Genomic DNA, 13,045 nt, shown 5'->3' with positions numbered 1-13,045 from the left:
CTAAGGAGGTGGTTCCTGGTACAACTAGCATTTATGGGTTATGTTTTTCAGCGAAATGGATGATACCTGTTTCGATCGAAACGGTATGTGATCCGATTCTAATATCCTTACATCATGAAAAAATAACGCAAATTAACTAGTTACCGTGCGGATTTCTGGTTGTCTGACCAGTAAAGTTGCGCATCAGCAGCGCATACTGCAGGGGCAGGTCGTCCGGCACAGGCAACCATACGGTATAACCATCGCCCGGGGCCACCGGCATGGCTTCACCTTTGCCATTTTCCATATGCTCGAGGGTGAAGTTGACGTTACCCTGCGGGGTCATCAGCTCGAGGCTGTCGCCGACGCTGAACTTATTTTTGACCGCCACGGCCGCCAGCGGGCCGTTACGCTCCCCGGTGAATTCGCCGACAAACTGCTGGCGCTCGGAGAGGGAGTAGCCGTACTCGTAGTTCTGATAATCGTCATGGGTATGGCGGCGCAGGAAGCCTTCGGTGTACCCGCGATGGGCCAGTCCTTCCAGGGTCTCCAGCAGGCTGGTATCGAACGGTTTGCCGGCGGCGGCATCGTCGATGGCCTTGCGGTAAACCTGGGCGGTACGCGCGCAGTAGTAGAAGGATTTGGTGCGGCCTTCGATCTTCAGCGAGTGAACGCCCATCTGGGTCAGACGCTCAACGTGGGCGATAGCCCGCAGATCTTTCGAGTTCATGATGTAGGTGCCGTGCTCGTCCTCAAAGGCGGTCATGTACTCGCCCGGACGTTTGGCTTCCTCAATCATAAAGACTTTATCGGTCGGCGCGCCGATGCCGAGGGTGGGCTCCACGGTCTGCACCGGGATCGGCTCATATTTGTGGACGATGTTACCGACGTCGTCCTCTTTGCCTTCCGCCACGTTGTATTCCCAGCGGCAGGCGTTGGTGCAGGTCCCCTGGTTCGGGTCGCGCTTGTTGATATACCCGGAGAGCAGGCAGCGGCCGGAGTAGGCCATGCACAGCGCGCCGTGGACGAAAATCTCAATCTCCATCTCCGGCACCTGGCGGCGAATCTCTTCGATTTCATCCAGCGACAGTTCACGCGACAGGATCACCCGGGTGAGCCCCATCTGCTGCCAGAATTTGACCGTCGCCCAGTTGACGGCGTTAGCCTGCACTGAAAGATGGATCGGCATCTCCGGGAAGTGTTCCCGCACCAGCATGATTAAACCCGGATCGGACATGATCAGCGCGTCCGGCCCCATCTCCACCACCGGCTTCAGATCGCGAATAAACGTTTTCAGCTTGGCGTTATGCGGGGCGATGTTGACCACCACATAGAATTTTTTACCCAGCGCGTGGGCTTCATTGATGCCGAGCTGCAGATTTTCGTGATTGAATTCGTTGTTACGCACGCGCAGCGAGTAGCGCGGCTGGCCGGCATAAACGGCATCGGCGCCATAGGCGAAAGCGTAACGCATATTCTTCAGCGTTCCCGCCGGGGAGAGGAGTTCTGGTTTAAACATGGTGTTCTCGTTCTGATGACAGGTCAGATTCGCCGCACCTGGTGCGGCGAGTTGGGGAGTGTCCCCACATTAAGGGCGGGCATTGTAGCGCCGCGGCGAAGGGGAGTAAATATCAGATGGGTATCTTTCAGTATGGCTAATTTGTTTGCCATTTTGAACCTGGGCAGTGCTCATACTGACAGCACTCATAACGCCTGGTGGGATAGGCTCTGGAGTTCCCCGGGTTGCGGCGTAAACACCTTACCCGGGCTACGGTGTGCAGAGGGCGGTGAACGTGTAGCCCGGCTAAGCGCAGCGCGAGCCGGGAAAAGGCTAACTACGCCAGTCGGCAGGCGTCTGCTTCCCAGCGATAGCCAACGCCATACACCGCGCGAATAAACGACTGCTCGGCGTCCAGCGCCTCCAGCTTGCGCCGCAGGTTTTTGATGTGGCTGTCGATGGTGCGGTCGGTGACTACCCGATAATCGTCATACAGATGGTTGAGCAACTGTTCGCGGGAGAAGACCTTGCCCGGCTCCTGGGAGAGGGTTTTCAGCAGCCGGAACTCGGCGGGAGTGAGGTCCAGCAGCTTGTCGCGCCAGGAGGCCTGAAAACGACCTTCGTCGACAATCAGCGGGCTCTGGGCGTCCAGAGCCTGCAGATCGCGCTGCGGCTTGCAGCGGCGAAGAATGGTTTTCACCCGGGCGACCACTTCCCGCGGGCTGTAGGGCTTGCAGATATAGTCGTCGGCGCCAATTTCCAGCCCCAGCAGTCGGTCGATCTCTTCGATTTTCGCCGTCACCATCACCACCGGAACATCGGAGAAGCGGCGAATTTCCCGGCACAGCGTTAAACCGTCGGTGCCGGGCAGCATCAGGTCCAGCAGGATCAGGTGCGGCGGCGTCTGCCGAACGTAGGGCAGGACCTTGTCACCGTGGTTAATCAGCGTAGGCGCATAGCCGGCGGCTTGCAGATAATCAATCAGTAGCTGGCCGAGCTTCGGTTCATCTTCCACGATAAGAATGCGTGGGGTGTTTTCATCTACAGGCAATTCAGTCATACGTCTCTCGGTAAATCATGTTCCAGAGGTAACTCAACTTTAATGCTAACCCCGCCAAAAGGCGAATGGTCGGCACGCAGGGTGCCGCCGTGGGCCGCGACAATATTGAGGCAAATCGCCAGTCCGAGGCCGGAGCCGCCGCTGGCGCGATTGCGCGATCCTTCCGCCCGGTAAAAGCGCTCGCACAGGCGGGCCAGCTGCTCATCGCTGACGCCGGGGGCGCTGTCGGCGAAGTCAATCACCAGCATCCGGCCGCTGCGGCGGGCGGTGATGTGCAGGCTGCCGCCGCTGTCGGTATAGCGCAGGCTGTTCTCCAGCAGATTGTTGAAGAGCTGCATCAGGCGGTCGCGGTCGCCGAAGATCATCGCCTGCTCGGGGAGCGACACCTGAATGCTCAGCTGCCGGCTGGCGAAGCGCTCGCGAAAAGCGCCCGCGGCCACCTCCAGCAGGGTGATGATATCCAGCGACGTTTTCTGGTAGGCCAGCGCCCCCTCATCGGACATCGACAGCTGATGGAGGTCGTCCACCAGCTTGGTGAGGGTAGCCACCTCGGCCTGCAGGGAGGGGATGGACTCGGGGGTGAAGCGCCGGACTCCGTCCTGAATCGCCTCCAGCTCGCCGCGCAGCACCGCCAGCGGAGTGCGCAGTTCATGGGAGATATCGGCCATCAGATCGCGACGCATCTGCTGGTTACGCTCCAGGGTGCTGGCGAGCTGGTTAAAATCCTGCGCCAGGCGGCCGAGCTCGTCGCCGCCGGTCACTGTCACGCGGGTGGAAAAGTCGCCCGCCGCCAGCTTATGGGTGCCTTCCACCAGCCGCTTCACCGGCGCCAGCAGGCCGCGGGCCAGCGGGAAAGTGGCCAGCGCGGCAAGCAGGGTGGCAAGGGCGACAATCAGCCAGCTGGTACGCTTTTGCTGCCGGTCGAAGTTAATATCGGTATTGCGCGTCAGCCGCTCTACCGGCGAGGCGATCACCTTGCCTACCTCCACGCCGTTGACCACAATGCTGCGCTGGGTGCCGTCCTCCGGTACGCGCTCACGGGGCCCCACCAGCACGCGGCCCGACTGATCGACCACCCAGAACATGGTGCGCCAGCCGTGGGGCGGCATTTCCGGCCTCGGCGGCGGGGTGTCGCTGGAGCCGTCTGGCGGCCCATCCGGAGGCGGCCCATCCGGCCCCTGACCCTCCATCGGACCCGGCTTCATGCCGTGTCCCGGCGGCGAACGGTCGTCGTTATCCCGTTCGAAGGTGCGCAGCAGCTGGAAGATAAAGCGGTCGTTGTTGCGCAGAAACGCCCAGCTGCCGTGCTGGGCATACTGCTCACTCAGCGCGTCGCTGAGCATGGTTAACCGCTGCTCATTACCGCGCTTGATGTAGTCGATAAACCCACGTTCGAAACTGATACGCACCGCCCAGTGCATGCTGATCAGCAGCACGATGCAGGTGGCGAAAATAGCGAGGAACAGCTTACCGGTAATGCCCGGGCGCCAAAATTTCACGATCCACTCCTGTTGCGTCGACGGATGACGGTATTGCTGCCGACGTCATCCGGTACCCGGGAAAAGATGAGCGCCGGGAGGGCGATGATCGCCGCCATGCTCAGATAGGTATAGAGAAAGACCTGATGGGTGCTGGCGGCGTCGAGGCTCATATGCTGCTGGCCATACAGCCCCAGCAGCAGCCCGGCGATGGTCACGCCGATACTCATCGACAGCTGCATCACCATCGACAGCAGGCTGTTGCCGCTGCTGGCCAGATCGTCCGGGAGATCTTTCAGCGTCAGGGTATTCATTGAGGAGAAGCGGCTGGAGTTGATCATCCCCTGCAGAAACAGGACCAGCGGCAACGCGTAATACCACCCGGCCAGGGCGCTAAACATAAACAGCAGACTGACCGCCGCCAGGCCCAGGGTGCTGGCGACCAGCACCCGACGGTAGCCAAAGCGGTTGACCACCTGGACCACGATCCGCTTCATGCCCATGCTGCCGAGCACCATCGGGATCATCATCAGCCCGGCGTGAAAGGGGGAGAAGCCGAGGCCAATCTGCAGAAACACCGGAGTCATAAACGGCAGCATGCCGCTGCCGATGCGTCCGGCGAAGCTGCCGCCGAGGCCGAGGGAGAAGGTGCGGTTACGAAACAGGTTGAGGCTGAACAGCGCCCGGGCGTTACCGCGGGCGTGCCACAGGTACAGCAGCAGGGCGGCGAGGCCGACGGCCACCAGCCCCGCCAGCCAGCGTGACGATATACCGAGCCCTTTCTGGCCGTCCAGCGCCAGGGTCAGGGTCGCCATCCCGGCGGCCAGCAGCAGAAAGCCGGAGAGATCGAAGCGCCGGGTCTGCAGAGTGTAGTTGGGCATCAGGCAGAGGGTGGCGATGGCGCCGACGATCCCCACCGGGATATTGATGAGGAAGATCCAGTGCCAGGAGGCATACTCCACCAGTACCCCGCCCAGCGCCGGGCCGAGCAGCGGGCCAACCTGGCCCGGCAGGGTGACGAAAGTCATCGCCGCCATGTACTGATCGCGTGGGACGATCTTCATCACCGTCAGGCGACCCACCGGCACCATCATCGCGCCGCCGACCCCCTGCAGCACCCGCGCCATCACCAGCTGGTCAAGGGTGCTGGCCTGGGCGCAAAACAGCGACCCGGCGGTAAACAGCACGATGGCGGTGAAGAAGATATTGCGCACCCCGACCCTGTCGGCCAGCCAGCCGCTGGCCGGCAGCATGACCGCCACCGTCAGGACATAGGAGACGATGATCATATGCATATGCAGCGGGCTCTCCCCGAGGCTTTTGGCCATCGAGGGGAGGGCGGTGTTAACGATGGTGGTGTCCAGCGACTGCATAAAGAAGCCGAACGCCACTATCCATAGCTGCCAGCGCACGCTGGCCGGGAGGTCTGTCATGTTATTCGCTTACCGGTTGAGAGGAGTGACGCGAAAAACGCAACCGCAGACGGTCAAAGAAAAGATAGACCACCGGCGTGGTGTAGAGCGTTAACAGCTGGCTCATCACCAGACCGCCAACGATGGTGATCCCCAGCGGCTGGCGCAGCTCAGAGCCATCGCCCCCGGAGAGCACCAGCGGCAGGGCGCCGAACAGCGCCGCCAGGGTGGTCATCATAATCGGCCGGAAACGCAGCAGGCAGGCCTGGAAAATCGCCTCTTCCGGCGCCAGATTGCCGGTGCGCTGCGCCTCAAGGGCAAAATCAACCATCATGATGGCGTTTTTCTTCACGATGCCAATTAATAACATGATCCCGATAAGGGCGATTAGGCTGAACGGGGCATCGAATATCTCCAGCGCCAGCAGGGCGCCCACCCCGGCGGAGGGCAGCGTTGAAAGGATGGTCAACGGATGCACATAGCTCTCATACAGCATCCCCAGCACGATATAGACCGTGGCGATGGCCGCGAGGATCAGGATCACCTGCGCGTTCATGGTCTGCTGAAACACCTGAGCGGTACCGGCAAAGGAGCCGCGCACGCTCGACGGCACCCCGAGCTGGGTCATCGTGCGGTTAATGGCGTCGCTGGCTTCCGACAGCGAGCGGCCGGTGGGCAGGTTAAAGGAGATAGTGGACGCCGCCGACAGCCCCTGATGGTTCACCGACAGCGGGGCGTTGGCCGGCTGCCATTTGGCGAAATAAGCCAGCGGGATCGGCTTGCCCTCGCTGTTGATAACAAACATCTTGTCGAGGGCGCTGACGTCCTGGGTGTAGGCCGGATCCACCTCCATCACCACCTTGTACTGGTTGAGCGGCTGGTAGATGGTGGAGATTTGCCGCTGGCCGAAGGCGTTGTTCAGCAGGTTGTTGGCGTCCTGGACGCTGATGCCGAGGCGCGACATCGTGTCCCGGTCATAGACCAGGTCCATTTCGGCGCCATTGTCCTGCTGATCCGAGTTGACGTCCGCCAGCTCAGGCAGCGCCGCCAGCGCTTTGCGGATCTTCGGCTCCCACTCGCGCAGCGCCGACAGGTCGTCGGACAGCAGGGTGTACTGATAGCTGGCGTTCGACTGCCGGCCGCCGACGCGAATATCCTGCACCGCCATCAGGAACAGGTTGGCCCCGGGCTCGTTGGCCAGCTTTTTGCGCAGCCGGTCGATCACCTGCTGCGCCGTCTCGTGGCGCTGGCCCCGTGGCTTGAGGGTGATAAACATCATCCCGCTGTTGACCCGCGAGCCACCGGTAAAGCCGGTGACGTTATCCACCGCCGGATCTTCACGAATGATCTTCATAAAGTCCTGCAGCTTGCCGCGCATCGCCTGGAAGGAGATGCTCTGGTCGGCCTGAATGCCGCCCATCAGCACCCCGGTGTCCTGCTCCGGGAAGAAGGTTTTCGGGATCGAAATGTAGAGCCAGACGCTGAGGGCGATGGTGCCGAGCACCACCAGGCCGGTCAGCCGGCTGTGCCTGAGCACCCATTTTAACGATTTCCCATAGCCGCCCTGCACGGCCACCAGCAGGCGGCCAAAGCCGCGGTTGCGCGTCGGCTGGTGGGGCTTACCGCTTTTCAGCAGCCAGCCGCACATCATCGGCGTCAGGGTGAGGGACACCGCCAGCGAGATGCCGATCGCCACCGACAGGGTGACGGCGAACTCGCGCAGCAGGCGGCCGGGCAGGCCGCCCATCAGCAGCAGCGGCAGAAACACCGCCACCAGCGACAGGCTCATCGACAGCACGGTAAAGCCGACCTCGCGGCTCCCCTGCAGCGCCGCCTGCAGAGGTTTCATCCCCGCTTCCAGATGGCGGGAGATATTCTCCAGCACCACGATAGCGTCATCCACCACGAAGCCGGTGGCGATGGTCAGAGCCATCAGCGACAGGTTATTGAGGCTGAAGCCGCACAAATACATCGCGGCGAAGGTGCCGATTAAGGAAACCGGGACGGCGACGGCCGGGATCAGCGTGGCGCGCCCCGAGCGCAGGAACAGGAATACCACGAGGATCACCAGCGCCACCGATATCACCAGCGTCTGCTCCACCTCCTCCAGCGAAGCGCGGATGGTCGGCGAGCGGTCCTGGGCGATCTGCAGGTCGATAGCCGCCGGAATGGTCTGCTGCAGCTCCGGCAGGCGGGCGCGGATGCTGTCCACTGTCTGGATAATATTGGCTTCCGGCAGTTTGCGGATCATCAGCAGGATCGCCGGTTTGGCGTTGGTCATCCCGGCGTTGCGCACGTCCTGCACCGAATCCGAGACGGTGGCGACATCCCCCAGTCGCACTGCGGCGCCATTCTGGTAGTGGACGATCAGCGGCTGATAGTCGGCGGCGGTCTTCAGCTCATCGTTGGTCTGCACCTGCCAGCGGTGCGCGCTGTCCTCCAGCGCCCCCTGCGGTTTGCGCACGTTAGCGTCGCTGATGGCGGTGCGCACCGCGTCCAGCGACACGCCCTGGTTGAACAGCGCCTGCGGGTTGAGGTCGACGCGCACCGCCGGCAGGGAGCTGCCGCCGACGTCGACATCACCCACGCCGTCGATCTGCGCGATGGTCTGCGCCAGCTGGGTGGAGGCGAAATCATACAGCTCACCCTGGGAGTAGGTGTCCGAGGTCAGCGTCAGGATCATGATCGGCGCATCGGACGGGTTGGCTTTGCGGTAGGTCGGCCGGCTGGGCATCCCGCTCGGCAGCAGGCTTTGCGCGGCGTTGATCGCCGCCTGAACGTCGCGCGCCGCGCCGTTGATATCGCGGTCGAAGTTAAACTCAAGAATGATGCGCGTACTGCCCAGCGAACTGGAGGAGGTCATCTCATTGACCCCGGCTATCCGTCCCAGGGAGCGTTCCAGCGGGGTGGCCACCGACGAGGCCATGGTTTCCGGGGAGGCTCCCGGCAGCGAGGCGCTAACCATGATCACCGGGAAGTCCACCTGCGGCAGCGGGGCTACCGGCAGCAGCCGGAAGCCGAGAATGCCGCACAGGGTGATGGCCAGCGAGATGAGGATCGTCGCCACCGGGCGGTAAATGAAGAGGGCGAAAAACTTCACTTACGCCTCCTCTTCCTGACGCGGGAAGCGGCGCTTCAGGTGCAGCGACAGGCGGTCGAACAGCAGATAGATCACCGGGGTGGTGAACAGGGTCAGCACCTGGCTGAGCATCAGACCGCCGACCATGCCGATCCCCAGCGGACGCCGCAGCTCCGCGCCGACGCCGGTGCTCAGCATCAGCGGCAGGGCGCCGAGCAGGGCGGCGAGGGTCGTCATCAGGATCGGCCGAAAACGCAGCAGGCAGGCCTGGTAGATCGCTTCCCGCGGCGGCATGCCCTGCTCGCGTTCGGCGGCCAGCGCGAAGTCGATCATCATGATGGCGTTCTTCTTCACGATGCCGATCAGCAGAATGATGCCGATGATGGCGATCACATCCAGCTCGCTGCCCGCCAGCCACAGCGCCAGTAGCGCCCCGACCCCGGCGGTGGGCAGGGTGGAGAGGATCGTGATCGGATGGATAAAGCTTTCATACAGCACCCCCAGCACGATATACATCGCCACCACCGCGGCGACCACCAGCCAGACGGTGCTGCCGAGCGCCGACTGGAAGGCCAGCGAGCTGCCCTGGAACTGGGTGCGGATATCGGTCGGGAAATCCAGCGACTGTTCGGCGGCGAGGATCGCGTCCACCGCTTCGCCCAGCGAATAGTTGTCCGGGACGTTAAACGAGATGGTGGTCACCGGGAACTGATCGAGGTGGTTCACCGACAGCGGGGTAAAGCGCTGCTCCACCGTGGCGATGGCGGTCAGCGGCACGATGCCGCCGTCGCTGCTGGTCAGGCGGATATTATCCAGCGCCGCCAGGCCCGGCGTCGCCTCGGTATCCTGCTCGAGCACCACGCGATACTGATTCGCCTGAGTGTAAATGGTGGAGATCAGCCGCTGGCCGAAGGCGTTGTACAGCGCGTTATCGACATCGGCCATTGAGATGCCAAGGCGGCTGGCGCTGTCGCGATCCACCTTGATATAGGCGGCCAGGCCTTTGTCCTGCCAGTCGCTGCTGACGTCGGCCAGCTGCGGCTGGGCCTGCAGGCGGCTGAGCAGCGGCGGCACCCAGGTACTCAGCGCCTCGAGGGAGTTTGCCTGCAGGGTGAACTGGTACTGGGTGCGGCTCACCGTGGTGTCGATGGTCAGATCCTGGGTCGGCTGCAGGTAGAGCGCCACGCCCGGGACGCCGTCCACCGCCTGCTGCAGGCGGCTAATCACCGTCTGGACGCGGTCATCGCGTTCATCCAGCGGCTTGAGGTTGATCTGCAGACGGGCGCTGTTCAGCGCCGGGTTGGTGCCGTCGACGCCGACGAACGAGGTCAGGCTCTCCACGGCCGGATCCTTAAGGATAATGCTGGCCACCTGCCGCTGGCGCTCGGCCATGCTGGCGAAAGAGACCGACTGCGGCGCCTGGAGGGTGCCCTGAATAATGCCGTTATCCTGGATCGGGAAGAAGCCTTTCGGGATAAAGACCCACAGGATTATCGACAGCGCCAGGGTGCTCAGCGCGACGCCGAGCGTCAGCCACGGATGGTTCAGCACCCGGCCCAGCCAGCGGCCATAGACGGCGATCACCCGTTCGAAGAAACGCTCGCTGGCCCGGGAGAAACGGTTCTGCTTGCGCAGCGATTCGTGGCTTAACATGCGGGCGCACATCATCGGCGTCAGAGTCAGGGAGACCACCGCTGAGATAAGAATAGCGACGGCAAGGGTGACGGCGAATTCGCGGAACAGACGGCCGACGATATCGCCCATAAACAGCAGCGGGATCAGCACCGCGATCAGCGAGAAGGTGAGGGAGATAATGGTGAAGCCGATTTCCCCGGCGCCTTTCAGCGCGGCGGCCAGCGGCTTCTCGCCTTTTTCGATATAGCGCGAGATGTTCTCGATCACCACGATGGCATCATCCACCACAAAGCCGGTGGCGATGGTCAGGGCCATCAGCGTCAGGTTGTTGATCGAGAAGTCGAGGAACACCATCACCGCGAAAGTGCCCACCAGCGACAGCGGCACCGCGACGCCGGGAATAATGGTCGCCGGGACGTTGCGCAGGAACAGATAGATGATCATCACCACCAGGGCGATGGCCAGCATCAGCTCAAACTGGGTGTCGCGCACCGAGGCGCGAATGTTGGTGGTCCGGTCGGAGAGGACCTGCACCTTCACCGATTTCGGCAGGCTCTCGGTGAGCTGCGGCAGCATCTGGCGAATGCTGTCGGCGGTGTCGATGATGTTGGCCCCCGGCTGACGCTGAACGTTCATCACGATGGCCCGCTGCTGGTTGGCCCACGCCCCGAGCCAGCTGTTTTCGGCCCCTTGTTCGACGCTGGCGACATCGCCGAGACGGATCGGCGCCCCGTTCTGATAAGCGATAATCAGCCGGCGATAATCCTCAGCGGACTGCATCTGATCGTTAGCGGAAAGCGTCACCGCGCGGGCCGGGCCGTCGAGGCTGCCTTTCGCCGAGTTAACGTTGGCGCTGGTGATAGCGGTACGCACGGTTTCGCTGGTCAGGCCGAGGGCGGCGATGGCCTGGGCGTTAAGCTTCACCCGCACCGCCGGGCGCTGGCCGCCGGCGAGGGTCACCAGACCGACGCCGGAAACCTGGGAGATCTTCTGCGCCACCCGGGTCTCCACCATGTCCTCTACCTGGGTCATCGGGATCGCGGAGGAGGTGACGGCGAGGGTCATGATCGGCGGATCCGCCGGGTTCACCTTGCTGTACACCGGCGGGTTGGGCAGATCGCTCGGCAGCAGGTTGGTGGCGGCGTTAATGGCCGCCTGCACTTCCTGCTCGGCGACGTCCAGCGGCAGGGTCAGCTGGAACTGCAGCGTGACTACCGAGGCGCCGCCAGAGCTTTGCGACGACATCTGCTTAAGGCCGGACATCTGGCCGAACTGGCGCTCCAGCGGGGCGGTGATAGCGGAGGTCACCACGTCCGGGCTGGCGCCCGGATAGAGGGTAACCACCTGGATGGTCGGGTAATCGACCTCCGGCAGGGCGGAGACCGGCAGGAAGCGGTAGCCGATGATCCCGGCTAACAGGATCGCCACCATCAGCAAAGTGGTGGCGACCGGACGCATAATAAACAGCCGGGACGGGCCGCCGGTGCGGCCTGGGGGTAACACCTGCATCAGGAACGCGCTCCGTGTTTACCGCTCTGGCGCGGAGCGGGCTGCGCCTGCTCGCTGCCGCTGGCGGTGACAACTTCCACCTTTGCCCCCTCGGTCAAGCGGTCAATCCCGTCAGTGACCACGCGATCCCCGGCAGAAAGCCCGGCGCTGATGACCACTTTCTGGCTGTCCTGGATGCCGGGCGTCACGCTGTGTTTGCTGACCTTGTTCTCGTCGTTCAGCACCCACACAAAATGCCCTTCGTTGCCCATCTGCAGGGCGGCGGCGGGGATCACCACCGCGTTCTCTTCGGTATCCACCAGCAGGCGGGCGTTAACGAACTGGTTGGGGAACAGCGCGTCGTCCAGATTGCTGAAGCGCGCCTTCAGCTTGATGGTCCCGGTGGTGGCATCGATCTGGTTGTCGAGACTCAGCAGCTCGCCGACACTAATTTTCTGTTTATTGGTGCGATCCCAGGCTTCGACGCTGAGCGCTTTGCCCGCTTTCTGCGCCTGCACCACCGTGGCGATGCTGTTTTCCGGCAGGGTGAAGACCACGTCGATCGGGTGCGTCTGGGTGAGAACCACAATCCCGGTGGTATCCCCGCTGGAGATCTGGTTGCCAATATCCACCTGCTTTAAGCCGACGCGGCCGTCAATCGGCGCGGTGATGCGGGTCCAGTCGAGCTGCAGCTGGGCGCTGGCGACGGCGGCTTCATCGGCCTTTACGGTGCCAGCGGATTCCACCACCAGCGACTGCTGGGTGTCGAGCTCCTGGCGGGAGACGAGGTTGGTTTTCACCAGCTGCTGGTAACGGGCGAGATCGCGGCGGGCGTTCGCCAGGGTGGCGTTATCTTTCGCCAGCTGACCCTGCGCCTGGGCGAGGGCGACTTTAAACTGGCTGGGGTCGATCTGCGCCAGCAGATCGCCGGCTTTGACCTGCTGTCCCTCCTGGAAGTGAAGGCTCAGTAGCTGGCCGTCGACCCGGCTGCGCACGGTCACGGTATTGGCCGCCGTCACGGTACCCAGCCCGGTGAGATAGCGCGGCACCGCTTGTTCGGTCGCGGTCGCCGCCTGCACCGGCGCCAGCGCGCCGCCGAAACGGCCATGACGCGCGCCGCCCGGCCCCTGCGGGCCTTGTCCCGCTGCGGGAGCGCTGCTGCCGCTCGTGCCACGATCGTGCCAGAACCAGTAGGCGGCTCCGGCGATAATCACTACCGCCAGCGCGGCGCCCCAACGACGTATGTTACTGCCTTTCATTAGTTTACGGTCTCATCCTGAAGCGTTTCGCTGAATGATACTAGTTTAGTGAGGGAAGGGGCCGTAAAAATGGAGGAATTATGAAAAGAAGGTTGAGAAATGTCTGGATAACCGCCGCGACGCCGGGCGGTCTCGTTGGAGATTTCCGGGGTGATAT

7 protein-coding genes are annotated in these 13,045 nt (G+C 62.8%); all 7 read right to left on the bottom strand.

Features of this window, described 5'->3' with window-relative positions; translation table 11 throughout:
- Positions 1–136: 136 nt before the first annotated feature.
- Positions 137–1,498, bottom strand: a complete 1,362-nt coding sequence (gene trhP / locus AS136_RS06910) for a prephenate-dependent tRNA uridine(34) hydroxylase TrhP (RefSeq protein ID WP_008804076.1) — start codon at positions 1,496–1,498, stop codon at positions 137–139.
- 316 nt (positions 1,499–1,814) lie between these two features.
- Positions 1,815–2,537: an envelope stress response regulator BaeR gene (gene baeR, locus AS136_RS06905; protein WP_004201558.1), complete on the bottom strand. Its 723-nt coding sequence runs from the start codon at positions 2,535–2,537 to the stop codon at positions 1,815–1,817.
- Positions 2,534–4,036 carry an envelope stress sensor histidine kinase BaeS gene (gene baeS / locus AS136_RS06900; protein ID WP_008804077.1) on the bottom strand — a complete coding sequence of 501 codons (1,503 nt, stop codon included), beginning with the start codon at positions 4,034–4,036 and terminating at the stop codon, positions 2,534–2,536. The genes baeR and baeS overlap by 4 nt, the downstream gene beginning before the upstream one ends.
- Positions 4,033–5,448 carry an MFS transporter gene (gene mdtD, locus AS136_RS06895; protein ID WP_032740107.1) on the bottom strand — a complete coding sequence of 472 codons (1,416 nt, stop codon included), beginning with the start codon at positions 5,446–5,448 and terminating at the stop codon, positions 4,033–4,035. Before mdtD ends, baeS begins: the two co-directional genes overlap by 4 nt.
- A gap of 1 nt (position 5,449) precedes the next feature.
- Positions 5,450–8,527, bottom strand: a complete 3,078-nt coding sequence (gene mdtC / locus AS136_RS06890; RefSeq protein ID WP_023322986.1) for a multidrug efflux RND transporter permease subunit MdtC — start codon at positions 8,525–8,527, stop codon at positions 5,450–5,452.
- Positions 8,528–11,650: an MdtB/MuxB family multidrug efflux RND transporter permease subunit gene (locus AS136_RS06885; RefSeq protein ID WP_049152700.1), complete on the bottom strand. Its 3,123-nt coding sequence runs from the start codon at positions 11,648–11,650 to the stop codon at positions 8,528–8,530. It abuts the gene before it with no gap.
- Positions 11,650–12,888 carry an MdtA/MuxA family multidrug efflux RND transporter periplasmic adaptor subunit gene (locus tag AS136_RS06880; RefSeq protein WP_012541067.1) on the bottom strand — a complete coding sequence of 413 codons (1,239 nt, stop codon included), beginning with the start codon at positions 12,886–12,888 and terminating at the stop codon, positions 11,650–11,652. Before AS136_RS06880 ends, AS136_RS06885 begins: the two co-directional genes overlap by 1 nt.
- Positions 12,889–13,045: the final 157 nt, after the last annotated feature.

Origin of the sequence: Klebsiella sp. D5A (assembly GCF_001620885.1) — a bacterium.
In the GTDB taxonomy this organism is placed as follows: domain Bacteria; phylum Pseudomonadota; class Gammaproteobacteria; order Enterobacterales; family Enterobacteriaceae; genus Klebsiella; species Klebsiella variicola.
This window is presented reverse-complemented; position numbering and strand designations above follow the sequence as displayed.

What these genes read in the sequence shown, in the direction of transcription:
- AS136_RS06880 (WP_012541067.1), bottom strand. Translation starts at nt 12,888, where the DNA reads ATGAAAGGCAGTAACATACGTCGTTGGGGCGCCGCGCTGGCGGTAGTG.
- mdtD (WP_032740107.1), bottom strand. Translation starts at nt 5,448, where the DNA reads ATGACAGACCTCCCGGCCAGCGTGCGCTGGCAGCTATGGATAGTGGCG.
- baeR (WP_004201558.1), bottom strand. Translation starts at nt 2,537, where the DNA reads ATGACTGAATTGCCTGTAGATGAAAACACCCCACGCATTCTTATCGTG.
- trhP (WP_008804076.1), bottom strand. Translation starts at nt 1,498, where the DNA reads ATGTTTAAACCAGAACTCCTCTCCCCGGCGGGAACGCTGAAGAATATG.
- AS136_RS06885 (WP_049152700.1), bottom strand. Translation starts at nt 11,650, where the DNA reads ATGCAGGTGTTACCCCCAGGCCGCACCGGCGGCCCGTCCCGGCTGTTT.